The following is a 25,245-nucleotide window of genomic DNA, read 5'->3' on the forward strand; positions in this document are numbered from 1 at the left end:
GGCTGGAATAAGCTTCTTTCCAGTATGCATTTGCGACACTACGGGGCGGCCGCTGCCCTGCTGGCACTGCCCACTCTGAGCCGTGCCCAAACCACCCCCGCGCCCGCTTATACGGAGGCAGCAGCCCTAATTAAAGAAGGTGTTGCTTTGCACGATGCCGACAAGTATGACGAGGCCGCAGCGCGCTACCAACTAGTAACGCCCGGCGACAGTGCCTACGCGCAGGCCCAGGCCGAACTGGCCTTGAGCCTCATGGCGGCCGAAAAATACCAGGCCAGCATTGAGGCTGCCCGGCGCTCGCTGGCCGTCGAGCCCTTCGAGCCTGAGCTGTACAGTACCCTAGGTAGTGCCCACGAGGGCCTGAAGCAGCTAGCCGAAGCTCGCCAAGCCTACGCGGCAGGGCTCAAGCTATTTCCTTACAACGAAAATCTGTGGGTTAACCAAGGGGTTTTTGAGCTGAACCAGCGCGAGACCGCCGCGGCCCTGGCTAGCCTGCAGCGCTCAATAGAGCTGCGGCCGGCCAAAGCGAGTGGGCATCGACTCTTAGGTATACTGGCGGCGCGGCAGGGCCAGACGGCCCACGCTATGCTAAGCCTGTTGCTATACCTGGCTATCGAGCCCGAAGGGCCGCGCAGCAACGCCGTGCTAGTCGACCTAGAGCGGTTGTCGCAGGGTATTACTATTATTGACAAAGAAGACCAGGCCACTCCGGTAGCGCCCAATGCGGCGTTTGAGGAACTGGACCAGCTGCTGACCAGCAAGGTGGCGCTGAATGCAGGCTACACATCAAAGGTGAAGTTTAAGGCGGCCATCGTGAAGCAGTTGCAACTGCTGGTAGAGAAGTTTCCGCTCGAGGCTGACCCGGCCAGCGACTTTTGGCTGCGAGCCTATGGCCCGGTAGTAAAAGCGCTCAGGCAAGACGACAACCTGACAACTTTTACGTACCTGATTCTAAGCTCGGCCGATGATAAAAGCGCTCAGCAGTGGCTTAAGGGCAATAAAAGCCGCCTCGAAAAGCTAACTACCGCCGTAAGCCAGCCGCTGCTGACGCTACGTAGCCAGCAGCCCCGGCCTGCAGGCGCTGGTCCAGTGGCAGCGTGGTACGATGGGGTGTATCTCGATGGCCTAGGTGCCGGCCAGCGCGACGCCAAGGGCGAAGTGCAGCCCACCGGCGACTGGCTGCTGATAGCGCAGAATGGTAACGTGAGGCAGCGCGGTGCGTTTTCGGCGGCCAGCGAGCGCACGGGCAAGTGGCAGGTTTTGCGCCCCGATGGCAGTATCGAAGTGGAACAGTACTACGGCGCTAAGGGTGAGCTCGATGGCCCCTCGCGCTATTACTATCCGGGTGGGCAACTACGCAGTGAGGCCACCTATCGGCAAGGCAAGCTGGAGGGCGGCAGCAAGACCTACACCGAAAACGGGCAGGTAAGCGAAACCCGGCAATTTATCGGCGATGACTACGAAGGCGACGCCGTGGACTACACGCCGGGCGGCGTGGTTAGCTTCCGGGCCAAGATGCACGCCGACAAGCGCGATGGGCTACTAGAGCGGTTTTATGCCGACGGTACGCCCGAAGTACGCTCGCTCTATGCACAAGGCAAGGCGCAAGGCGAGATGGTGGTGTATTACCCCGATAAGACGGTGGAGAAGAAGGCCACTTTTGACCAGGATGAGCTGCACGGCCCTTATGCCACTTATTTCCCTAATGGCAAGGTGCGCGAAACCGGGCAATACACCCGCGGCAAGCGAACGGGCCCTTGGAAGGAATACTTCGCCACCGGCAAGCTCAGCTCTGAAGAAACCTACGATGCGGCTGGCGAACTGCACGGGCCCTACCTCGACTACGATGCCCAGGGCCGCCACTACGCAACTACCCTATACGAGCACGGCCGCTTGGTGCGCCTGACCAACCTCAATGTGCAGGGCAAGCAACTTGCTGACGTGCCCCTGAAAAAAAGCCGTACGGCCGTAAAGACGTATAACTCGGCAGGCCAGTTAGCGCGTAGCGGCGAAGTAGAAAACGGACACCTAGTGGGCGAGTGGAAAACCTACTACCCCGATGGTACCCTGCACGAGGTGCAGCATTACGATGCCGCTGGCGTGCTCACGGGCGTGGGCGAGGTGTACTACACCAATGGCCAACTGCGCCAGCGCCGCCACTACGGGCCGGGCGGCGTAGCTGAAGGAGCTTTTGAGCAGTACTACGCCAATGGCAAACCCTTGCAAACCGGCTGGCAGCGGCAAGGCGAGGAGCAAGGCGTGTGGAAATCGTACTACCCCAGTGGGCAGCTAAGCCAGGAGCGGGAATACTTTCGGGGTGAGCCAAGCGGCTTGACGCGGACGTATGAGCCGGGCGGTAAGCTAACGGAGGAGCGGCTCTTCGCCTTCGGTAAGATGCGCCAACTCACGGCGTATGATTCCACGGGCAAGGTGATTGACCGCTATGAGCTCACGCCGGCAGTTAAAGAGCTAGTGCTGCACTACACCGGCACAAGTAAAAAGGTGCTAAACCGAGCCGCCGTTGCCAATGGTGGCTACGAAGGCACCACCACCTGGCTGCGGCCCAATGGCCAGCCCGAGTCGGTGGCGACCCTGCGCGGTGGCCAGCGCTACGGTGCCTACCGCAGCCAGCACGCCAACGGCCAGACCCAAACCGAGGGCCAATACTTAGGCGGCAAGCTCTACGGACAGTTTAGTACCTATTACCCCGATGGTACGCTGCGCAGCCGTGGCCGCTACCTCAACGACGAGCCGGTGGGGGAGTGGGTGCACAATTTCCCCAACGGCAAGCCCCAGCGTGTGCAGGCCTACAACGACGAGGGCGAGCTCGATGGCCCGAGCCGCTACTATAATCCTGCCGGCGAACTGCTGCTGGAGCGGCACTATGACCAAGACCGGCTAGTAGGCTTTGCCGGGCCGGGTGCGCAGGGTGCTGCGGGCACCAGCCAAATGCTGCCTGTGGCGGGAGGCCCTCTCAAAACGACGTTTGCTAATGGCAAGCCCGCGGCGGAAGAGTCCTTCGCGCATGATTACCCAAACAGCAACTTCACTTATTACTACGCTTCGGGGCAGATATTTCGGCGGGTGGCGCACCAGCAGGGCCTGCGCCACGGGCAGCAAGTGAGCTACTGGCCCAGCGGGAAGCTTATGGAGGAAGAATCTTACCAAAATGGCGAGCTGCACGGCCGCTGCCGCTACTACCGCCCCGATGGCACCCTAGAGCGGGAGGAAAACTATCGGGCCGGCGAGCACTCGGGCCCGAGCATTGCCTACGACGCCCAGGGCCGCCCACAGTTCACCGAGCATTACTGGAACAACTCAGTCTACAATCCGCGCTAAGATGGGCCCTAGGGCCGCTCAAAAGCTGATAGCTGGGGGCTGCTAGTTTGAGCGTATCTTTTCGAATCTAATCTGCTTATCTACTTATTGCTATGAAATTATTCACTGCCATTGCCCTGCTACTCGTTGGCTTGGCGGCTACTGCGCAAGGCCAGGCACTGCCGCCGCTGGCCGAGTTGCAGCACCAGTACCCAGGCCAGCAGGCGGCCTACGTAACGCTGCGGGCCGACCTCACGGTTGAGATTCGCCACGACTCGGTGCAGGTGCTCGCGCACCATTTGCACGATATGGCGCACCTAGGCGACCACTCGGCGCCCTATGCGCTCGACCAAGTATATAGCTCGCACTTCAACAAGCTGCAAAAGCTGGAGGCGCGCACGCTGGTGCCCGTGCCAGGCGCGGCCGATAAGTACAAGCCCCTGCGCGTGACAGCCTTCAAGGATAAGTTTGACATGCAGGATGGCGTGTTTTATGACGATACGCGCGCTACGTCGTTCAGCTTTCCGGCCGTGGCGCCGGGTGCCCGTACCATCACCGACTATACCGTGCGCCACCCCGACGGGCGGTTTCTGATGCCGTTCTATTTTGGCTCCTACGTGCCCGTGCGGCACGCCGAGGTCACCATCACGGCTCCCAAGAGTGTGCAGCTCAACTACAAGCTATTCAATGCCGAGCAACTGCCAATTAAGTTTTCCAAGCAGGAGCAGGGCAGTAATGTGGTGTACCGCTGGACGGCCGACAATCTGCCCGCCGCTCCGCGCGATGCTGATGCCCCCAAAGCCGCGTACTACCTGCCTCACTTGGTGTACTACATCGAGCAGGCTACGGTGGGCGGCCGCCAGCAGCAGCTCCTAGGTGGCGTGCCGCAGCTTTATAACATGTACGCCGATTTTGTGCGGCGCATTCAGCCTCACGATAGCCCGGCTCTAAAGCACCGCGTCGATTCGCTCATGGTCGGCGCTGCTACGCCCGAGGAGAAGGCCCGCCGCATTTATTACTGGGTGCAGGACAACGTGCGCTACATCGCCTTCGAGCAAGGCATGCGTGGCTTTGTACCCCACGCCGCTGGGCTGGTATACGAGCGCCGCTACGGCGACTGCAAGGACATGGCCAACCTCACTACCGAAATGCTGCGCCTAGCGGGTCTTAAGTCGTACCTCACCTGGGTGGGCACCCGCGACCTGCCCTATAAGTATGGCGAGCTAGCCACGCCGGGCGTGGACAACCACATGATTTCGACCTGCGAACTCAGTCCTGGCCAATACACCTTCCTCGACGCCACCAGCAACCACACGCCTTTCGGCATGCCATCGGCCTTTATTCAGGGCAAGGAAGGCCTGTTGGCCCTTGATGGGCAGCAGAGCAAGGTGGTGCCCATTCCGGTGGTGGCGCCGGCCCGCAACGGGGCCACCGACCGCTCAGTAGTGACCCTCGACGGTACTGGCCTGCGTGGCACTGGCGAGCTGGCCTTCACAGGCTATGCCAAGGTAAACCAGAGCTACGCCCTAGGTGGCCTCGACCGGGTGCAGGAGCCTAAGTACGTGAAGGCCCTGCTGGAGCGCGGCAGTAATAAATTCTTCGTAGATAAGTACGCCGTGCAAAACCTCGCGGCCCGCGACCAGCCCCTGCGCCTTACCTACGACTACCGCCTGCAAGACTACGTGCAGAAGCTCGACGACGAGCTTTACATAAACCTCAACCTAGAGCGCCCGCTGGCCCATGACCGGCTCGACTCGCTGACGCGTCGCCTGCCCCGCGCCAATGAATTTGCCCACACCGACCGCGCCCGTACCGAGCTAGTGGTGCCCGCTGGCTACGAGGTAAGCTACCTGCCGCCCGCTGCCCAGGCTGGCGACGCGGCTGGCCCGCTGGCCTTCCACATTAGCTACGAGCGCCAGGGTGACCGCATCATCCAGAACCGCGAGTTGACAGTGAATTACTTGCTGCTGCCCACCAAGCAGTTTAAGCAGTGGAACGGTGTAGTAGACAAGCTGGGCGCCGCCTATCGCGAGATGGTTATTCTAAAAAAGAAGAAGACCTAGAAAAGAAAATAATCGACTGATTAATAAGTTATATACATACTATCTGCTTCGTGCTTACTTCTACCTATTTCCGCAGCGCGCTGCTGCTTACTGCCCTTATGCCGGCCCGCTTTGCGCTGGCGCAAAAGAAAACCAGCCAGGCGCTGCCCAGCCAGCTGCACTACGCCGCCTACCACTGGGATGAGAAGCGCCACCAGCGCCTACCCGTGTCGGCCGAGGAGGCCACGCTGCCTGCCGTGGTGCTCAAAGATTTTACGGCCACCGAGTTTTACTTTGACCCAGTTCGCAAGGGCATGCGCGAGTTCACGACCGAGCACCGCATCGTGCGCGTGAATACGGCCGATGGCATCGAGCAATACAATAAGCTGGCCGTGCCCGTGCTGCCGGGCGGCGCCACGGTGGCAGTACGTGCGCGCACCATCAGCCCCAAGGGGGTAGTGGTAGAGGTGCAGCCCGAAAGCATGAAGGAGCTCAAAAACGAGGCGGGCGCGGGCGACTACCGAATTTTTGCCCTCGAAGGCGTTGAGAACGGCAGCGAGGTCGAATACTACTACACCCGCGAGCGCGGCATGAACCACTTCGGCCGCGAGATTTTGCAAGGTGGCACGCCCGAACACGATGTGGCGTTTGAGCTTATTGCACCCTCCACGCTCACTTTCGAGGCTAAGGTCTATAACTCGACGGCCAAGGTGCAAACCGATACCCTAACGGCCGGCAAGCGCATTTTGCGCGTGCAGGTGCCCGCGCTGGAAGCCCTGCACAATGAGGCTTTTGCCGAGCCCAAGGCGCACCGTGCCCGCGTTGAGTACAAGCTGGCCTACGCAGCCAATAAGGGTGATGTACGCCAGTTTACGTGGGCCGATGCTAGCCAGACGATGCACCAGGTGGTGTATACCCTGAGCAAGGACGAAGCCAAGGCCGTGAGCACCGTGCTGAAAGCCGCCAACGTGCCCGGCGGAGCCAGCCTCCCCGAGCGCATTGCGGCGGTGGAGAGCTACGTGAAGCTTAACTATAACCTAGACCCCAGCGCGGAGCCCGCCCTCACTCGCGTAGTGGCTACGCACAATGCGCCCGAGCTGGGGTTTGTACGCCTGCTGGGGGCCTTGTACAAAGCCCTAGGGGTAGAGCACGAGCTGGTAGTGAATACCGACCGGAGCGAGGTGCCCTTCGATGGCAGCTTCGACACCTGGGGCTATCTCGACAACTTCTTCTTCTATTTTCCGGCTACCAAGCAATACCTGGCGCCGAGCCGGCCCGATTTCCGCCTTGGCATGGTACCGCCCGGCTGGACGGGCACGCCCGCGCTGTTTATCAAAACCATCACCCTAGGTAGCATAGAGTCGGCCGTGGGCACGGTGCGTGAGGTAGCAGCCCTGCCCGCCAACGCCAGCCCGCACAATATGGCCGTTCAAGTGAGCTTTGCGCCTACGCTAGACAAGGCCACCGTGCACCTGCACCAGGAGTTTGGTGGCTACCACGGCGTCCAGCTGCAAGCTATTTACCCGCAGGTGCCCGCCGACAAGCAACCCGAGGTTTTGCTGGAGCTGCAAAAGCCCGTGGTGCCCGATGGCACCTTCCTCAAGACCACGGCCAAGAATGGTGAGCGAGGCCTCAACATCCTCGCCAAGCCCTTTATGGTCGATTCGGACCTCGAAAGTGCTAGCCTGCTTGATAAGGCGGGGCCACGATACCTATTCAAAATTGGCACACTCATCGGGCCCCAGACCGAGTTGTACCAGCAGGAAACGCGGCAGTTTGATGTGGAGAACGACTTTAACCGCGAGTATAGCCGCCAGCTAGTAGTGGAGCTGCCCGCGGGTTACTCGGTGCGCAACCTGCAAGACCTGAACATGGAGGTAAAAGCTGGCCCCGACCCGGCAAAGCCCATTTATTTCTTCCGCTCGGCCTACACACAGCAGGGGCAAAAGCTAACGGTAACTTCTACGGAGGCTTACCAGCAGATTTATTGGCCCAAGAAAGACTTTGAGGCCTACCGCTCCGTCGTCAACGCCTCGGCCAATTTTAACAAGATAGTGCTGGTGCTGGAGAAGAAATGAGCGGCAACTATACCACCCGCTGGCCGCTACTTTTGTTCCTAGGGCTACTAAATAGCCTCCCCACCATGGCTCAGTCCGCCAAGCCCTTACCAGCTCATACGTCGCCTATGCAGGCCCATGCGCTACGGCTGCGCCCCGGCGACGACCTGCGCGAGGCGCTGCTGGCTTATGTGGCGCAGCACCACCTAGGGGCGGGAGCGGTACTCACGTGCGTGGGCAGCCTCACTGTAGCCACCCTGCGGCTCGCCAACCAGGAAGGGCCGACCGAGTATCGGGGGCACTTTGAGATAGTATCGCTGGTAGGTACGGTTTCGGCTACGGGCGGCTCGCACCTGCACCTGTCGGTGGCCGATAGCACGGGGCGCACCCTAGGTGGGCACCTGCTGGCCGGCTGCCGGGTGTACACCACCGCCGAGATTGTGTTGGCGGCCCTGCCGGGGCTAGAGTTCACGCGCGAAACTGACCCCACGTTCGGGTATAAGGAGCTGGTAGTGAAACCTAAAAAATAGAGATTTCGAAAGGCAAGGCGCAGCGTTGCGTGGGGTTATATTCCATAAACACCCTGCGCGACGCTGCGCTTTACTTTGCGAAATTCTACGGAAAACTTTACCAGCCAGCGCCATGCCCACCGACACACTCGCCATGCAGGCGTTTCGCCGCCAAGTGCTCAGCCCGCACAAGCTGCGGCTATTTATGCTGCGCAAGCTGCCGCTGGCGTGGCTGGCTGGGCTACGCCTGACGGCCCTTACACCCGAGGCCGCTACGGTTACGATTCGCTACAAGTACCTTACGCAGAATCCGTTTCGTAGCATCTATTTCGCGGCGCTAGCCATGGCGGCCGAGCTAGCTTCGGGTATTCAGGCGATGATGCACACGCAGGGCGGCGGGCCGGTGTCGATGCTGGTGGTGGGCTTGCAAGCGGAGTTCAGCAAAAAAGCCGTGGGGCTCATCACCTTCACTTGCCCCGACGGTGCGGCCATTGCGGCTGCCATAGCTGAAAGCCGCGCCACGGGCCAGGGGCGCACGGTAACCTGCACCAGCACCGGCCGCGACGAGGTCGGCGACATGGTGGCCGTGTTTCAGATAAGGTGGTCGTTTAAAGCTAAGTAAGGCGGTGGTGCCTGCGCCCCTAGGTCCGGCTTTCGGCCAAGTTTTCCTTGGTAATCACGTCTACCATGCCGTCTTCGCTTACTACCACTACTAGGGTAGGGAAGGCCGAGCTTTCGACGTAGCGGATGGCCGAGTTGTAGCGGGCACCGCGGGTGCTGTTGCCCCGGCCGCTGGCCTTGCCATCCAGAATAACGCCAATGGAGTAGCAGTAGCCCTGCGGGTCGAGCATCACGGCCCCGTCGATGGCCGTTACGAGCTGTGTAATGGTAGGCGTGAGTATCACCGGCTCGATGAGCGTGCATTGCAGCTTGAGGCGGTCGGCTTCGGCTAGGGCTTCGGTCGTGATGACCAGCAATGTTCCTTTGGGCTGGTGGCTGGCTTCAAGCACCACCTGCCACAGCCGTTCTAGCTGCTCGGTCTTAGGCAGGCCAAAGGTGCGCTTGTACTCGCGCTTAAAAGCTAGGCGGTTGAGGCGCGGGCGGGCCAGCCCCGGCAGGCCGTAGCGGCAGCGCAGCAGCGTGTCGCCGGCGTGGCTCAGCTCCCACGTGTAGTAAGTCACGAAGTGGAAGGCGAACAGGTCTTCGCGGCTGGCATCGTACTGGCCTACTTCGCGACCTAGGGCATACACCTTGTCGGCATCGGCCAGCAGGTGGATGTTAGAATTGGTCATTTCCAGGAGCTTGCGCACGGCCCGGTAGTCGGTGAGGTCTACCGGGCAGGTCAGGGCAAAGACTTCCTCTAGGTTGGGGTGGCCGCGGCGAGCTAGCAGCAGGCAGCCCACGCCCTCGGCCCCCTCATAGCGCAGGCTCGAAATAGTATTGATGATGTAAAACAGCCGCTCGGCGCCAGGGCCGGTGCTGCTACCGCGGTCGAGGCGCTCGCCGCTGCTCCAGTCGGCCGAGCCCACGGCCAGGGCGGGCGCATCGAGTAGGCTGCGGCCAGCGGCGCGCAGCAGCTCTTCGGTATCGCGGGGGCGGTAGAGCAGGCCCGCGCCCGGCTCGGGCTCGGTGAGAGTCTTCACCGTTTCCTCGTTGAAGCGCGCCATCGCCGCCGTCAATAGCGAGTTGGGCAGCGGGCGGCCGTCAGTATAAGCGCGGTGGGGCTGCAGGGCCGGATAAGCCTGTATGGGCTTGCGCTGCATGCGCAGGATGGTGCAGACGTAATAGTTGTTGAGCACGACCGGCCAGGTCGAGAAGTGGGCGTAGTCGGTGCCCTCCGCTAGGTCGTCCAGTATCGGCTGCAGCGCCAGGCGTACCCCTTTGCGCTCTAGGCGGTCGCGCACATCGGCCGGGTCAAGCAGTGTGTCGATGGGCGTGGTGCCCACGGGTACCTGGCCAGCCAGGGCCAGGGTCCGGCCCCGCTCGGCTACATCGGCCAGCAGTTCGTCGGGCAGCTCGGTGCTATCGGGGCCTAATTCCTGCACAATGGGCTGGCTGGCGTCTTGGGGCAGGCACAGCACCTGCACCTGCGGCAGCAGCTCATCGTCGAGCGCATCGAACAGCGCCTGTGCAATAGCTTGGGCAGCATTGCGGTAGCGCCGCTCGTGCGGCCAGATGCGAAACGTGACGGGAACGGTAGCAACTTCGACGTAAGACATGGGGCAGGAAAAAGGGCTCTAGATAAGTAGACGCATAAGCCCGCTAGATACTCAACGCACCAGCTTAAAGAAAGTGCGCCCGCCCAGCATAGCCTACAACTGAAATAAAACCGGCAAAGCCATCTTTTGCTTTATTGGCTTGCCTTGGTACACGGCCGGCTCCCACTTGGGGGCCGCTTTGATGAGGCGCACGGCCTCTTCATCGAGGCCCGAGCCGTGCTTTTTCGGCACGCGGACATCGGTGAGCGAGCCGTCGGGCTGCACCATAAACTCTACTAGCACCTTGCCTTGAATCTTGCGCTTGCGGGCCAGGTCGGGGTATTTCTGGTTGGCCGCAATCCAGGAGAAGAAAGCGGCGTTGCCGCCCACCGGCTGGGCACCTTTCTCGGGCCGGATGATGGCCGCCCCGTTCGGTGCAGTACCCACTACCGAGGTAGTGCCCGGTTCGGCGGCTACGGCGCCGGGGGGTAGTGGCTGGCCGGGCTTAGCAGCGCCCGCGGCCGGTACCTCTACTACTTCGCCCGAGCCTTCGGCCAGTACAAAGCTCACGGGTACTGTCACGCGCTGGCGCACCACCTTGCCTTTTTGGTGGGCTGGCGTCCACTTTGGGGCGCTTTTAATTACGCGAATGGCTTCGGCATCGAGCAGCGGCGCTACGGGCTGCTTCACCTCTACTTCGCCAATGCTACCGCTTTTCTCTACCACAAACGTCACCATCACGGTGCCTTCTTGCTTGGCCTGCATGGCGGCCGTGGGGTACTTCTGGTGGCTGGCCAGGTAGTCGGCGTAGCCCTGGGGGCCGCCCTTAGGCACAGCGGGCTGCTCCACGGCATCATAGATGCGGCTGTTGTCGTCAGTTGGATACTTTAGCTTGGCTGGCTTTTGAGCTAAAACCGGAGTTGCGGCCGCCAGCAAGAAGATAATAGGGAGCTTAGAGAACCTCATGAAGTAAAAATGAATGTAAGTTGATAGTGACTATGTGCGCATTAGCACCGTAAAGAACGAAAAGCCGCGGCAAAACCGTGCCACCTACCTCTCGGCTGGCCCTTATTTTGTAGCGCTGCTGGCAGCCGGCACCCTCGCGTTTGCGTTGGCTGGCTGCTGCTTAGCTCCTCGGAAGACTCTAAAAATCCTATTCTTATGCATATAGAACGAAACCTGCGGCCCAGCTTTATCTGGCGGAAATATGGCTGGCGTCCGCTGCTGGTCTTCATGGTTTATGACGCCCTGATTGGCTTCATGTATGGGCCGCTCGATTTTCACTGGCTCGATATTCCGTGGCAGCCGGTGGCTACCCTAGGTACGGCCGTGGCGTTTTACATCGGCTTCAAGAGCAATGCTTCGTACTCGCGCTTTTGGGAAGCGCGCCAACTGTGGGGCTCGGTCGTGAACTCCTCGCGCACCTGGACTGGGCGGGTGCTAGACTTTGTGCGAACCCCCGACGATAATTTTGGCTACGACAGTGTCGAGGCCGAGGCCCACCGGCGATTGGTGTACCGCCACATTGCCTGGGTCAATGCCCTGCGCCTGCACCTGCGCCGCCAAACGGCCGAGCTGTGGCAAACGGAGGTCGTGCCCTTCTTGCTCGACCCCGCCGACCACGCCCTAGGTCAGACTAACAATCCGCCTGCTCAACTAGTAGTGCGCCAAGGGAACGACATGCGCCAGCTCAGTTTCAATGGTATGCTGACGGAATTCCGGGAGGTGTCGATGGCCGAGACCTTGCGTGAGCTCAACAACCACCAGGGCGCTTGCGAGCGCATCAAGAATACGCCATTTCCGCGGCAGTATGCCTTTTTTAGCTACGTCTTCGTCATTGTGTTTGCGGTGTTGCTGCCCCTAGGTCTGGTTGAGGAGTTTGATAGCCGCGTGGCCCTAGGTCCTTACCACGTATGGCTCATGGTGCCCTTCGCTACGCTGGTGAGCTGGGTGTTTCATACTATAGAGAAGGTGGGGCACAACAGCGAAAACCCCTTCGAAAATGGGGAAAACGACGTGTCAATGTCCTCCATCTGCCGTAGCATTGAGATAGACCTGCGCCAGATGCTAGCCGAAACCAGCGTGCCCGCCCCGTTGCAGCCCGTCAACGACATTCTATACTAAGCTTAAAATATTCTGCTGCCTCATCCGTCTTACTGGTAAGGTTCAGCTAGGCGCGCGTGCCTAGCTGACCTAGGGCGGCCTTCCCTCAGAGGAGGGCCGTACCTTTGTAGTGTAGTATATAGCTAGTGAGATGTATCGTTATCCCCGGCCGGTTTCGGCTTTTGGTCGCTTTGTGTTGCTGATGAGTGAGATGGTAGTGCGGCCCGAGCGGCTCGCCGTTATTTGGCGGCGCACGCTCGAGGAGGCCGTACTCATCGGCACCGACTCGGTATTTATTGTGGGATTAGTGTCCACGTTTATCGGCGCGGTCACGTGCGTCCAAATCGCTTACAACCTTGTCAGCCCGCTCATTCCGCAGTCGATGGTGGGGTACATGGTGCGCGAGATGACCATTCTGGAGCTTGCCCCCACTATTATCTCAATAGTGCTGGCGGGCAAGGTGGGCTCCTCCATTGCGGGGGTGCTGGGTACCATGCGTATTACCGAGCAGATTTCGGCGCTCGATGCCATGGGCATCAATTCGGCTTCCTACTTGGTGCTGCCGCGTATTCTGGCGGCTATGTTCGTGTTTCCGATGCTGGTCATTCTGGCCATGAACCTGAGCATCCTAGGGGGCTTCGTGGCCTCGCAGGTGTCGGGCATCATGTCAGCTGCCGATTATATCGAGGGTATTCGCTTTGATTTTAAGCCCTACACCGTGCTGTTTGCACTAATAAAATCAGTTGTGTTTGCCTTCTTGGTGACGGCCACTTCGGCCTACAAGGGTTACTCGGTGCACGGCGGCGCCCTTGAAGTAGGCGCTGCCGGTACTGCCGCCGTTACCAATTCCATCATCGCCATTCTGCTCGCCGATTATGCGCTAGCCGCCGTGCTACTATAGCCCGCAGAAGCAACCACCTAGGAGCTTACAAACCAACAAAAAAGGCCTGCGCACTAGCGCAGGCCTTTTTTGTCTATAATCTGAGGGGTACGCCAGGCTGTGACCTAGGCGTTAGCAAATACTTGCTCCTCGTGCTGGCTGGTGGCTGGGGCTTGCGCAGCCCGAGCCGACTGCTCAGCGGCAAACAGCTGCTCCTCGTGCTGGCTCATGTCGAGGCCCAGCATTTCCTCCTCGGCCGATACGCGCAGCGGAATGATGAGGTCAGTCAGCTTCAGTAGGGCAAACGAGCCGACGAAGGCAAAGGCTGATACCAGTACCAGCGCCATCAAGTGGGTTACGAACAGGTGCGTGCCACCATATGCTAGGCCATCTACCGCAGCCGAATTAACGGCCTTGCTGGCGAAAATGCCCGTCATTATCATGCCGACCATGCCCCCGATGCCGTGGCACGGGAATACGTCGAGCGTGTCGTCGATGCGCGACTTCGAGCGCAGGTGAGCGAAGAAGTTGCTGGTAGCCCCGGCCACGATGCCGATGAAAATGCTCACGGGCACCGTAACGAAGCCCGACGCTGGTGTAATCGCCACCAGCCCTACCACGGCCCCGATGCAGAAGCCCAGCGCCGACAGCTTGCGGCCCCGCGCTACATCAAACAAAATCCAGGAAATGCCGGCGGCGGCAGCCGCGATGTTGGTCGTGGCAAAGGCGCTCACGGCAAGCGGGTTGGCGCCCACTGCCGATCCGGCGTTGAATCCAAACCAGCCAAACCACAGCAGACCCGTACCTAGGAGTACAAACGGAATGTTGGCGGGCGGCAGCACCTCCGTGGTGCCATAGGTTTTGCGCGGCTTCAGGTACAAGGCTGAGGCCAGAGCAGCCCAGCCGGCCGACATGTGCACCACCGTGCCGCCTGCAAAATCAAGCACACCCATCTTGAACAAGAAGCCATCGGGGTGCCAGGTCCAGTGGGCCAGGGGCGTATACACGATAAGGCTAAAGAGCACAATAAAAAGCACATACGACTTAAAGTTGATGCGCTCGGCAAACGAGCCCGTGATGAGGGCCGGCGTGATGATGGCAAACTTCATCTGGAAGAAAGCGAACAGCGCCAGCGGAATAGTAGCGGCCAATGACCAGGGCTTGCCATCGAGCACGCCTTTAAATAGGAAGAACGTGCGCGGGTCGCCAATAAAGCCGCCGATAGAGTCGCCGAAAGCTAGGCTAAAGCCCACTACTACCCACAGCAAGCTCACGATGCCCATGGCTACGAAGCTTTGCAGCATGGTCGAAATCACGTTCTTAGAGTTTACCATGCCACCGTAGAAAAAGGCCAGCCCGGGCGTCATAAACAGCACGAGGGCCGTGGCGCACAGCATCCAGGCGGTATCGCCGGTGTTAATGCCTTCGGTCACTATTTTGGTAGGCAAGGCGGGCATGAAGACGGCCAGAAGCCCCAGTGCCAGCAGCAGGAGGAGGGGAACAACGTTAGGTTTCTGCATGGTTGGTAAAAAGTAAGGGTTTGATTATAAAGAATTTATTAAAGTGAAGCAGCTAGGCCTACCAATTGGCCGAGCGAGTGGGCGAGGGGAGAGCGGTGGGCTTGGGCACTGTGAGCATGGCTGTTTTGAGCTCGGCTTGCAGGGCCGTGATGCCGACCAGCGTGTCGTGGCGGTGGTGCTGCCAGAGCTTTTGCCAGCCCGCAGCCAGCGATTCTTCTAGTGGCTTGGCTTTGCCGGTGGGCACTAGGCGATAGGCGCGGTCTTCGTGGTAGTAGTCAAACACGAAGTCGTCGTACTGCACTCGGTAGCGGCCGTCTTTTACTTCCAGCGTGAGCTGGTAGCGCACTTTGCCGTGCAGCTTCTTAGTGAGGTAGCCGCGGTCGTACATGGCGAGCGCTTGGGTCGCCACCAGCCGGCCGGCCGCCGAGTCGGCCGTGCTCAGGGTGTAGCCGTATCGGTGCAGCCAGTGCTTGGCATGCGCGTAGAGCGTGCCCGCCCGCAGCGAATCGGCCCGCACTACTTCGTAGAAACTTACTTTGCCTTGGCTATCAAGCGGTAGCTCCTGGCTGCGGCCCGGGAGGGCGGCCAGCAACACACAAAGAAGGGCTAGGAGCAGGCGCATAAAGTGCAGGTAGGCCGCAAAACCAGCCAGCTAGTATTTGTAGATAAAAGCGACGCCTAGGGTAGACTGACGGTCGGTGCCCACGCCAAGCGAGTTTTCGTAATAAGCGCCGGGCGCTACGTCGAGCCGAAACTCGGGCTTGACCTGAAGCTTGCCTGCAGCCAGCGTAACGGGTGCCGTGATAGTCAGCGAGTTGTTGGACGTGTGCAGGTAGCGCACCCCGTGCTTGTCATTGAAATACTCGTAGCGCACCCCTAGGCCAAATACATCGGTAAAAGCGTAGTTGGAGTAGAGCGCCGCGCCGCCCCAGCTAGGCGAAGTGCTGTCAAACAGCGTTGAAATGGCCTGCTCGGCGCCGGCGTCTTTGAAGTTGTACCACCCATAGGCCGCATTGAGCCCTAGGTAGAACTTAGGCGTGACCTGATAGGTGGTAGTCAGGTCGAATAGGTTGCGCTGGTAGTTATTGCATGCGGCGGGCAGCGTGCCCGCGTCTACTAGGTTCGAGAGGTAAGCGTCGTCGCCGTGGCCGCCTATCCAGTTCAGATATACTGCCCAGGTATTGAGAGGCTTAAAGGAGAACTGCCCAACCAGCGACTTCTGCTTGTTGTTGTCTGTGAGGTTGTCCCAGTTGTTCACCACGCCCAGCATTAGCGTGGTTTTGTCATTGAAGGCGTAGGCAGCCTTGAGGCCGATGTGGTAGAAGGGGCCGTTATTAAATAGGTTAGACAGCGAGTAATTGTAGTTGAGTGGCGCATCAATGACCTCGTAGCCGATGTGCGTACCAAACTGCCCAATCGTTACACTCAGCTTAGGTACAATGCGATATGTGAAATACGCCTGCTTAATAGCCGCTGACGTGCCATAGAGAGCTGCCACGTAGGGCGAAGCCGGCCGGTAGAGGTTAAGAGCTCCGCTAGTGTTGCCAAAGTTGCCTAGGTCGGCATTGGGCCCGAAAGTGAGGTCAATGACTAAGTCAGACTTTCGGCTGGAATACCCCAGCTTGGCCTGCACTAGCCCAAGGGAAAATTGGTCGGGCAGGCGGTCGAAAGCGCGCCCAGCGAGCTGGTCGGTGCCTAGCAGGTTGCCCGACTTGGGCTGGTTGAAGGCTGTGAGGTAGTAGGAGTCGATGTAACCTGAAACCGTGAGCTTGCCGGTATCAGTAGAATCCGTTTGCGCATGCGCCGCGAAGCAGAGGGCTGTTAGCGCGAGCGAAAGTAGAAGTTTGGTCATGGGTATTCCGATAAATGAAGAGACAGTAATAAGCGAGGCTACAAAGGCAGAAAGACAACCTGAAACTGTAAAAACCTTGGCCTCTATTATTAGAGGCATGTTTGCTATAGAAACTATCTTTTAAATCGGAAGGCCCATACAAAATTGGGTGTATACTACTTAATAAGCTATTATATCTTGTTATGTACCCTACTAAAAAGGGTGTATTTAAAGGGATATGAATTTTTTCAAAAGTAGCAACAGCTAACTTATTTGCAAATGGCCTCTTACTCTTTTAAATATTTTTAGAACTGTTTTTAGAGTTGGTTGGGCTTTTGCAGGCCAGTAAGAGAGATAACTGGCCTGCTGAACTAACTGAGACATTGAAACTGGCAGCAGCTAGTTGCTAGCCTTCAGAAGCACTTTTAAAAGCAGGGTTAGAATGGCCCTAGGTTATCATTAAAGGGAAAAGATGATGATTTAGGAACTGTAAGTCCTGCTAATCGAAGGTTTGGTATGGGGAGGGTATAAGCTATAAAGTCTATGATATCAACTGCTACTAGGTGTTGACGCAAGGGGTATTGGTGATTAAAAAATATTTTTTAGAAATGAAGGCATATTTTTTTGAGGTGCATAGAAAATATATTTTTACTTCTACATTTACCCAGCCTAAAAAGTATCGCTTCATCATTTTACCAGTACCATGGCCATTTTACGCTTCAATGCGCTCGAACTTGTAGACCACCGTCAGCCCCTGCCAGTAGCACCTGCGAAGGGCCGCCGCGCCGATACGTTCGGGCAGAATGTGTTTAACCAAGAAGCAATGCGGGCTAACATGTCCGGCGAATATTTCAAGAAGCTACAGGCTGCTATTAAGCATGGCACGCCGGTCGAGCGCTCGGTGGCCGACGCGGTAGCTTCGGCCATGAAAACGTGGGCCATGGCCAAGGGGGCTACCCACTACACGCACTGGTTCCAGCCCCTGACCGGGGCCACGGCTGAGAAGCACGACTCGTTCTTCGACCTCAACTCGGACGGGCGTCCGATTGAGAACTTCAAGGGCTCGGCGCTGGTGCAGCAGGAGCCCGATGCCTCGTCTTTCCCTAACGGCGGCATCCGCAACACGTTTGAGGCCCGCGGCTACACGGCCTGGGACCCCACCTCGCCCGCCTTCATCATCGAGACGGTAGGCGCCAAGACTTTGTGTATCCCCACCATCTTTGTGGCTTACACCGGCGAGGCGCTGGACTACAAGGCCCCGCTGCTCAAGTCGCTGGCCGTGCTCGAGAAGGCTGCCGTGGATGTGTGTCAGTACTTCGATAAAGATGTGCAGCGCGTCAACACGACCCTAGGTATCGAGCAGGAGTACTTCCTGGTTGATAAGGCTCTTTTCGACGCCCGCCCCGACCTGGTGATGACCGGCCGTACCCTGTTTGGCCATGCCTCGGCTAAGGGCCAGCAGCTCGAAGACCACTACTTCGGCTCGATTCCGCCCCGCGTGCACGCGTTCATGCTCGAGTTTGAGGAGGAAGCCAACGCCCTCGGTATCCCGCTGCGCACGCGCCACAACGAAGTGGCCCCCAACCAGTTTGAGTGCGCCCCCACCTTCGAGGACGCCAACCTGGCCATCGACCACAACCAGCTGCTGATGGATGTGATGGACCGCGTAGGCCTCAAGCACAACTTCAAGGTGCTGCTGCACGAGAAGCCCTTTGCCGGCGTCAATGGCTCGGGCAAGCATAACAACTGGGCCATGAGCACGGATACGGGCGTGAACCTGCTCGCCCCCGGCCGCCGGCCCAAGGAGAACCTGCAATTCCTGGCCTTCTTCATTACGACGGTGAAGGCCGTGCACCGCTACGGCGACTTGCTGCGCGCCAGCATTGCCTCGGCCAGCAACGACCACCGCCTCGGGGCCAACGAAGCCCCGCCGGCCATCATGTCTGTGTTCCTGGGTTCGATGCTCGATAGCGTGCTCGACGAACTTGAGCGCACGGCCAAGCTGCCGCTCGACAAGGGCGACAACATCTACCTCAAGCTCGGCATCGACAAGATTCCGGCCATCCTGCTCGATAACACCGACCGCAACCGCACCTCACCCTTCGCCTTCACGGGCAACAAGTTTGAGCTGCGCGCCGTGGGCTCCTCGGCCAACTGCTCGTCGGCCATGACCACGCTCAACGCCATCGTGGCCGACCAGTTGATTGCCTTCAAAGAGCAGGTCGACGCGCTCATTAACCAAGGCAAGAAGAAAGAAGTGGCCATTGTAGACGTGCTGCGCGAGTACGTTATCTCGTCCAAGAACATCCGCTTCGAAGGCAACGGCTACTCGGACGAGTGGCGCGACGAGGCAGCCCGTCGCGGCCTGGCCAACGTGCCCACCACGCCCCAGGCCCTCGATGCGCTAGTGCGCGACGACGCGGCCGAGCTTTTCAGCCGCCACGGCATCTTCTCCGAAACGGAACTGCACGCCCGTCACGAGATTCTGCTCGACGAATACATCAAGAAAATTCAGATTGAAAGCCGCGTGCTCGGTGACCTCGCCGTCAACCATGTTATCCCGACCGCTTTAGCGTATCAAACCAAGCTAATCGAGAACGTATGTGGCTTGCGCGAGCTGGGCCTCGACGACGAGAACAGCCAGGTAACGGTAGAAATGATTAAGTCGATTTCGGGCTACGTGTCTACTATCAAGAGCACGGTCGATGCCATGACGGAGGCCCGCAAAGTGGCCAACCGTCTCGAGGACGCCCGCGAGCGTGCCGTGGCCTACTGCGACACGGTGAAAGAGAAATTTGCGGCTATCCGCCGCGCCACCGACAAGCTCGAACTGCTGGTGGCGGATGAGGACTGGCCCCTGGTGAAATACCGCGAATTGTTGTTCCGACGCTAGGTGCGCCGCGCGCCCGTAGCTGCTACCTAGGGTAGCAGTTCCACTAAAATGGCCAAGCGTGAGTAATATCACGCTTGGCCATTTGCTTGTGGCCTAAACTCAACCGGATGCAGACCGTATTTGCCGGTACCCATGTTGCCCTCGCTCCCGCACGTATCTCGCCGCGACTTATCGTATTTCTTCTTTAGCCAGCACTTCTCCGATGGGCTGCGCACCACGCTGGCTATCCTGCTGCCGGCGCTGGTAGGGGCGCAGTGGGGCAATTTTGAGGCGGGTATCACCATCTCGACCGGGGCGGTGTGCGTGAGCGCTACCGACACACCGGGCCCCGCCAAGCACAAGCGCAATGGAATGCTAGCTGGCCTAGGGCTGGTATTTGTAGTATCTATCCTGACGGGAGTGGTGGCGCCCTACCGCTGGCTGCTGGGCTTAGAGGTGGTGGGGCTGGCGTTTGCCCTCACCATGCTGCTTGTCTGGGGCGCGCGGGCAGGCTCGGTGGGCTCGGCCACGCTGCTGGCCATGGTACTAATGCTGGCCCACCCGCCCACGTTGCCTCAGGTGCTGCCCCACGCGCTGCTACTGCTGCTGGGCGGTGGCTGGTACCTGGTGCTGGCGCTGCTGCAACAGCAGCTGCAGCCCTACCGGCCCGCTCAGCAGGCTTTAGGCGAGTGCCTGCACGCTATGGCTGGTTTTCTGCAATTGAAAGCCGATTTCTACCAGGAATCGACTGACCTAGAAGAAGATTACCGCCGGCTGGTAGCTCAGCAGGTAACGGTAAACGAGAAGCAAGAGGCTGTGCGCGAAGTGATATTCCGCTCGCGCCAACTCGTAAATGAGAGCACCAGCACTAGCCGGCGCCTCGTGCTCACGTTTGTAGAAGCGGTGGACTTGTACGAGCACATTACGGCGGGCTACTACGACTACGCTGCTCTGCGCCGCGACTTTGGCCGCACCGGCCTGCTGGTAGATATTGCGGCCCTCATAAACCGCCTGGCCACTGACCTCGACTACCTAGGTAGCGCCATTCAGGCCAACCGCGCCTACGGTAGCCCAGCCCCCGACCGCACCGCCGAGTGGAGCCGGCTGCAGGCCCGCATTGCGGCCACCCCCGCCGATGCTACCGGCAGCAGCCCTAGGGTGCTGCTGAAGATACTAGTAAACTTACGCGACCTCATCCGGCGCATTGCCAACCTGCGCCGCTACTTCGACGAAAGCTTACTCGAAACAGCTCCGCCCGAGCCCAGCCGCGCCGCCACGCACCTGCAGTTCGTGGCCCGGCAAGAGCTGCATTTCTCCGCATTTACCCAAAACCTGACGCTAAGCTCGTCGGTATTCCGGCACGCCATCCGGATGGCCGTGGCCTGCGCCATAGCCTATGTGCTGGCCGAAAGCCTGTGGCACGGTCAGCACAACTACTGGGTGCTCATGACGGTGACCATCATGCTTAAGCCGGGCTTTAGTCTCACGCGCCAACGCAACATCGAGCGCATCATCGGCACGCTGGTGGGCGGGGTACTGGGGGCTGTTATCCTCAAAACAGTAGCTAGCGGCGATGTGCGCTTTGCGTTTCTGGTGGTGTTTATGGTGGTGGCCTACAGCTTTCAGCGCACCAAGTACATCGTGACGGTGATATTCTTGACGGCCTACCTGCTCATCATGTTCACCTTCTTGGGGGCGGGCTACCTAGGTATCATTGAGGAGCGGGTGACCGATACACTGCTGGGTTGCGCCATTGCATTCAGTGCGGGCTACCTGCTGTTTCCGAGCTGGGAAAGCGACCAGTTGCGCGACCTGATGGCTGCCACGCTACGTGCCAACCTTGCGTATTTGCGCCAGCTGGCCGACCGCCTGGCGGGCCGCGAAGTAACAGCCACGTCCTACCGGCTGCGGCGTAAAGACGTGTACGTGGCATCGGCCAACCTCGCGGCGGCTTTCCAGCGCATGCTCTCCGAGCCCAAAAGCAAGCGCCGTCATCCTACCGAGATTCATCAGTTTGTGGTGCTCAATCACATTCTGTCGTCCAACATCGCCGCGCTCACGGCCACGTTGCAAGACACCGCCACGCCCACGCCGCCCCCCTCGCCCGAGAGCCGTCGCACACTTACCAGTGCCCAGGCTGCCCTCACGCGCAGCCTCACGCGCCTAGCCCCCGACACCCTGCCTGAGGAGAGCGCCCCCGTCCCTGAGGTGCGCTCCGAAGTGCCTGCCTCGCCTGCCGACCGGCCCTTGCTGGAGCAGCTAGGGTTCTTGCAAAAAGTGAGTGCCGACCTCAGCAAAGTAACCGAGGTATTGACCACCTAGGGCACGGGGCTGGTCAGGGTCAGGAGAAAGCTAGGCGGCAGTTGCTGAGCTGGTAGCAGTTACATTTGGTAGGGGCTCTTAATTACCCCGTTAGCTTATCTCTCCTTTTCCCGCCCGCTTTGAAAAGCCTCGTACTGCGCGATAGTGCCCGCCTGCGCTATTTTACGTTTTTCTACCTGTACGTGATGCAGGGTATTCCCTCTGGGTTCGCTCTCACGGCGGTTTACAATTACCTGATAGGGCAGGGGCTTTCGGCGCGGGCGGTGGGTTCGTTTGCCGCCACGGTGGGTCTACCCTGGACGTTTCAGTTTGTATGGGGGCCGCTCATTGACAAGTACCAATACTCCATTATTGGCCACCGCAAGCAATGGGTGGTGCTTACGCAGCTGGTGGCGGTGGCGGCTTCGCTGTCGTTGCTGCTCGTGCACGACCCCGTGCGCGAGCTAACGCTACTAGGGGTAGTATTTTTTGTGCACAGCGTGTTCGCCTCTATTCAAGATGCTAGCGTCGATGCCATTGCTATTTCGGTAGTGCCGGTGGCCGAGCGCGGGCGCGTCAATGCGTTTATGCGGGCAGGCTCATTGGCGGGCTGGGCAGTGGGCGGGGCGGCACTTTCGTACCTGCTGCACCACGGCGGCTTTGGGCGGGCGGCCTGGGTGCAGTCGCTGGTGCTGCTGGCGTTCACGGTGCTCACGTTTTTTATCAAGCTTGAGCGCACCGACCGCTTGCTGCCGCAGTTTGGAGCCGCTCAGCGGACCGACCGCCCTGTGCTCACGGAAGAAGAAAACCCTTCCCTAGGGTGGCTTTTTCGCGAGCTGTGGCACAGTATAGTCGAAAAGCACAGTCTGCGAGCGTTTGGCATTATCGTGCTCGGCTACATGTCGGCTTCGCTATTTGGCAATGCCTTCAACTTCCACCTTATTCATACTATAGGCTGGGCCGATACTTTTCTATCAACCTTACAGGGAACATGGGGAAGTATACTATCATTCGGCGTGCTAATGGTTGGTGGGGTGCTGGCCGACCGCCTAGGCGCAAGTCAGCTTCAGCGCTGGGTGCTACTAGCACTTGCTACATTCCTACTACTGTTCAGTAGCTTGTCATCTTTGTGGGTGGTGCCAGCTATGGGTATAGCAGGAGTTATGATGGGTAGTCTCGCTGACCCGTTGCTAAGTGTGTCGGCCATGCCGTTACTGATGGCCTATTGCCGCCCCAAGATTGAGGGCTCACAGTTCACCACCTATATGGCCCTGGTCAATCTGTGTACTGTGACAGCTAGCTACCTCAATGGCTGGCTACTAGAGGTTACCACGGCACCTCGCATCGGGCTGGGGTGCGGAGTGTTGCTCATGGGTTTGCTGCTAGCCCTCTACCGCCTCGACCCCAATAGCAAGGCCGCGGCGCAGGCGCAGCTTACTGCACCAGCGGCCGCGGCCTAGGGTAAGAAAGAAGGTGCGCTAGTGCTTGCGGCCCGAGCCGCCCGGCTTCTTGCCCCCGCCATCTTGTTTGTTGACGGTGGCCCAGGCGCGGGCCTCGGCCTCGTCTTCGGGTACACCCTTTTTCTCGTAGCTCTCCTCGATATGCTCGGCTTGGCGTTTTTGCTTGTCCGTGTACTTGGACTTATCTCCCTGTGACATAGTAGTAGAGGTTAAAGGTGAGCAAGGGCCACATCGCGGGCGAGTGGCTTGGTTTTGGTACGGCGAGGGCCAAGCTGCGGTTAACGCGCAGCTTACCTAGGCCCGCCACGTGGCCTTATCTTCGCCCCGCTATTACTTGCCGCTATAGTAAGGTTTTTTCTTCGCAAGATGCCATGCGCCACGTTGCCGATATCCCATATCCTCAGGTCAAAATCACGCTGCTTGCCTGGAATGGCAAGTACTTGCTCAAGCTAGAGCAAGGCCCCATCGAGCAAACCTATAAGGTAGCCGAGCTCGACCTGAGCGGCATCGAGCCACCCGATGTTGAAATTCGGCAGCTACTCGATGACGAGTTTCTGGCGGCCGCTGTAGCCCGCTTTCAAGCTATGCAGCAGGACATGCGCGCTGCCTTCGCGCGCCACGACCTGCGCTAAGATTCTGCGTATACCACCTTTCTGCTCTTTTACTTCTGCCTTTATGCCTAAAATTTTCTTTGCCTTACTAGTCAGTTTACTAGCGTTGTCGGCGCCTGTGCAGGCGCAGCTTTACCAAGTGAGTAGCGGCGTGACCGCCCACGACAAGCGCGACCGCGACGCGCTCCTGCTACAAGTAGATGGCTCGGTTGAAACTACTCGCACGTTTTGGCAAGACTACATGAAGGACACCTATGGCATTCGCTTCAAGAGCGGCGCGCTGGCCACCCTAGGTATCAAGGGCAAGAAAGATGAGCTAGCAGCCCAGGAAGTGTCAAACGTCGGCATTTCGAGCCGGCCCGTCACACTGTATGTTAATCTGAGTGCGGTGAATGATTCGACTACTGAAATTGCCTTTTTCGGCGGCTTCGGCGATAAAACGTACTTTGAGCCCACGCGCACGGTGTCCGAGTTTAAAGGCCTGCGCAAGATTATGGACAAGTTTGCCGTAGCTGCCCGTGCCAACGCCTACCAGGTGCAAGTGAAAGAAGCTGAGCGCGACGTGACGGCTGCCGATAAAGAGCAAGACAAATTAACCCGCAGCATTCAAGCCGCTCAGAGCAATACCGCCGCCAACCTCAAGCGCATTGACGAGCTCACCAATAAAAATCGCTCTAACGCGCTGCAAATGCATCAGGATAGCCTCCAGCTTACCAATAATGCCCAATTGCGCGAGCTTACGCGCGCTCGCTTGCAGCGCCGCCGCGAGCGCCTAGCCACCATCGACAAAAAATAACGGGCTGCCCCGCCGCTAGCTTTCTCCGCATGAATCCGTCCGATGCCAATTCAGCGCTTGCTACCCTGCGCCAGCTCAAAGAAATGCTCGACGCTGGCACGCTTACGCCCCAAGAGTTTGAGGCGCTAAAGCAGAAGCTAGTGTTTGGCCAAGAGGCTAGGCCAGCTCCCGACTCGGCTCCCACTCCCGCCCTAGGTCCGCCGCTGTCAAGCCCCGTGCCTGCTGCCGAACCCATAGCGTCGGCTCAGGTAGAGCTACCTCCAGCGTCTGCTACGCCCCAGGGCACCGATTGGCTTACGGCCGCCGCCCCCGTGCTGATAGAAGATACGCCAGCCAATCCCTCTATTGAGGCACCCGAGGAGCGCCGCAATCCGCTCACACTAGTCTTTATCATCGGTGGGGCGCTCGTGTTGCTAGCCACGGTCCTTTATCTGACCCTAGGTAGTAGCGCTCCCGACGAGCACCTCACTAGCACCAGCCAAACCGCTGCCGACTCGGCGCGTGTGACCCCCGAAGTTGGCCCTCAGGCCGAGCAACTCACGCTACCACTCGCCGTCCCCGAAACCATACGTGTGGCGCCCGTGGTCGTGCCCGCCCCAGTAGCTAAGCCCGCTGCTACACAATTTCAGGCAGATTCGTCTGCGGCGTCGGCTACTACCAGCCCAACGGTAGCACCTGCCAAACCAGTTACTAAGCCTGTCCCAGCCACGACTATAGCCGCAGATACCGCTATCTAAAGCACAGCTT

Annotated in this window: 19 protein-coding genes; 13 read left to right on the forward strand and 6 right to left on the reverse strand. The window is 59.1% G+C overall.

Annotated features, from left to right (window positions below; genetic code table 11):
* Positions 1–24 precede the first annotated feature (24 nt).
* The 5 genes from JAO77_RS14185 (at position 25) to JAO77_RS14205 (ending at position 8,548) form a co-directional block, all read left to right on the forward strand.
* Positions 25–3,339: a tetratricopeptide repeat protein gene (locus JAO77_RS14185; RefSeq protein WP_198990997.1), complete on the forward strand. Its 3,315-nt coding sequence runs from the start codon at positions 25–27 to the stop codon at positions 3,337–3,339.
* 92 nt (positions 3,340–3,431) lie between these two features.
* Positions 3,432–5,381: a DUF3857 domain-containing protein gene (locus JAO77_RS14190; protein WP_198990998.1), complete on the forward strand. Its 1,950-nt coding sequence runs from the start codon at positions 3,432–3,434 to the stop codon at positions 5,379–5,381.
* Between the two features lie 50 nt (positions 5,382–5,431).
* Complete coding sequence (locus JAO77_RS14195; protein WP_198990999.1) at positions 5,432–7,438, forward strand: DUF3857 domain-containing protein; 2,007 nt, start codon at positions 5,432–5,434, stop codon at positions 7,436–7,438.
* 65 nt (positions 7,439–7,503) lie between these two features.
* Positions 7,504–7,947, forward strand: a complete 444-nt coding sequence (locus tag JAO77_RS14200) for a PPC domain-containing DNA-binding protein (RefSeq protein ID WP_235998412.1) — start codon at positions 7,504–7,506, stop codon at positions 7,945–7,947.
* Positions 7,948–8,059: 112 nt separating this feature from the next.
* Positions 8,060–8,548: a DUF4442 domain-containing protein gene (locus JAO77_RS14205; protein ID WP_235998413.1), complete on the forward strand. Its 489-nt coding sequence runs from the start codon at positions 8,060–8,062 to the stop codon at positions 8,546–8,548.
* 19 nt (positions 8,549–8,567) lie between these two features.
* On the opposite strand, the gene JAO77_RS14210 is transcribed toward JAO77_RS14205, so the two are convergent.
* Positions 8,568–10,145: a diadenylate cyclase gene (locus JAO77_RS14210; protein WP_198991000.1), complete on the reverse strand. Its 1,578-nt coding sequence runs from the start codon at positions 10,143–10,145 to the stop codon at positions 8,568–8,570.
* Between the two features lie 93 nt (positions 10,146–10,238).
* The gene (locus JAO77_RS14215) at positions 10,239–11,090 is read right to left on the reverse strand and encodes an energy transducer TonB (protein WP_198991001.1); all 852 of its coding nucleotides are present in this window, start codon (positions 11,088–11,090) and stop codon (positions 10,239–10,241) included.
* A gap of 195 nt (positions 11,091–11,285) precedes the next feature.
* On the opposite strand from JAO77_RS14215, the gene JAO77_RS14220 reads away from it, so the two are divergent.
* Entirely contained in the window at positions 11,286–12,248 is a 963-nt protein-coding gene (locus JAO77_RS14220) for a bestrophin family protein (protein ID WP_198991002.1), read from the forward strand.
* Between the two features lie 130 nt (positions 12,249–12,378).
* Positions 12,379–13,128, forward strand: coding sequence for an MlaE family ABC transporter permease (locus JAO77_RS14225; RefSeq protein WP_198991003.1), 750 nt, complete (start codon positions 12,379–12,381; stop codon positions 13,126–13,128).
* A gap of 104 nt (positions 13,129–13,232) precedes the next feature.
* Here JAO77_RS14225 and JAO77_RS14230 read toward each other — a convergent pair whose 3' ends face one another.
* Genes JAO77_RS14230 through JAO77_RS14240 form a run of 3 tightly spaced genes read right to left on the reverse strand, consistent with a single transcriptional unit; the run spans position 13,233 to position 16,479 of the window.
* Positions 13,233–14,627, reverse strand: coding sequence for an ammonium transporter (locus JAO77_RS14230; protein ID WP_198991004.1), 1,395 nt, complete (start codon positions 14,625–14,627; stop codon positions 13,233–13,235).
* Positions 14,628–14,685: 58 nt separating this feature from the next.
* Complete coding sequence (locus JAO77_RS14235) at positions 14,686–15,249, reverse strand: DUF4468 domain-containing protein (protein WP_198991005.1); 564 nt, start codon at positions 15,247–15,249, stop codon at positions 14,686–14,688.
* A gap of 30 nt (positions 15,250–15,279) precedes the next feature.
* Positions 15,280–16,479: an outer membrane beta-barrel protein gene (locus tag JAO77_RS14240; RefSeq protein ID WP_198991006.1), complete on the reverse strand. Its 1,200-nt coding sequence runs from the start codon at positions 16,477–16,479 to the stop codon at positions 15,280–15,282.
* Between the two features lie 682 nt (positions 16,480–17,161).
* Here JAO77_RS14240 and JAO77_RS14245 point away from each other — a divergent pair.
* From JAO77_RS14245 to JAO77_RS14255, 3 genes are all read left to right on the forward strand, one after another.
* Positions 17,162–19,351 (forward strand): glutamine synthetase III family protein, encoded by a 2,190-nt coding sequence (locus tag JAO77_RS14245; RefSeq protein WP_198991007.1) that lies wholly within the window; start codon positions 17,162–17,164, stop codon positions 19,349–19,351.
* A 132-nt stretch (positions 19,352–19,483) separates the two neighbouring features.
* The gene (locus JAO77_RS14250) at positions 19,484–21,652 is read left to right on the forward strand and encodes an FUSC family protein (protein WP_198991008.1); all 2,169 of its coding nucleotides are present in this window, start codon (positions 19,484–19,486) and stop codon (positions 21,650–21,652) included.
* Positions 21,653–21,771: 119 nt separating this feature from the next.
* Entirely contained in the window at positions 21,772–23,091 is a 1,320-nt protein-coding gene (locus JAO77_RS14255) for an MFS transporter (RefSeq protein ID WP_235998414.1), read from the forward strand.
* A gap of 18 nt (positions 23,092–23,109) precedes the next feature.
* On the opposite strand, the gene JAO77_RS14260 is transcribed toward JAO77_RS14255, so the two are convergent.
* Positions 23,110–23,289 carry a hypothetical protein gene (locus JAO77_RS14260; RefSeq protein WP_198991009.1) on the reverse strand — a complete coding sequence of 60 codons (180 nt, stop codon included), beginning with the start codon at positions 23,287–23,289 and terminating at the stop codon, positions 23,110–23,112.
* A 173-nt stretch (positions 23,290–23,462) separates the two neighbouring features.
* On the opposite strand from JAO77_RS14260, the gene JAO77_RS14265 reads away from it, so the two are divergent.
* The 3 genes from JAO77_RS14265 to JAO77_RS14275 are packed head-to-tail and all read left to right on the forward strand — an operon-like array spanning position 23,463 to position 25,235.
* Complete coding sequence (locus JAO77_RS14265) at positions 23,463–23,723, forward strand: hypothetical protein (RefSeq protein WP_198991010.1); 261 nt, start codon at positions 23,463–23,465, stop codon at positions 23,721–23,723.
* A gap of 43 nt (positions 23,724–23,766) precedes the next feature.
* A complete protein-coding gene (locus JAO77_RS14270) occupies positions 23,767–24,498 on the forward strand; it encodes a hypothetical protein (RefSeq protein WP_198991011.1) in 732 nt (243 codons plus the stop codon).
* Positions 24,499–24,527: 29 nt separating this feature from the next.
* Positions 24,528–25,235, forward strand: coding sequence for an SHOCT domain-containing protein (locus tag JAO77_RS14275; protein ID WP_198991012.1), 708 nt, complete (start codon positions 24,528–24,530; stop codon positions 25,233–25,235).
* Positions 25,236–25,245: the final 10 nt, after the last annotated feature.

This window comes from Hymenobacter sp. BT559 (genome assembly GCF_016427535.1).
Taxonomy (GTDB): domain Bacteria; phylum Bacteroidota; class Bacteroidia; order Cytophagales; family Hymenobacteraceae; genus Hymenobacter.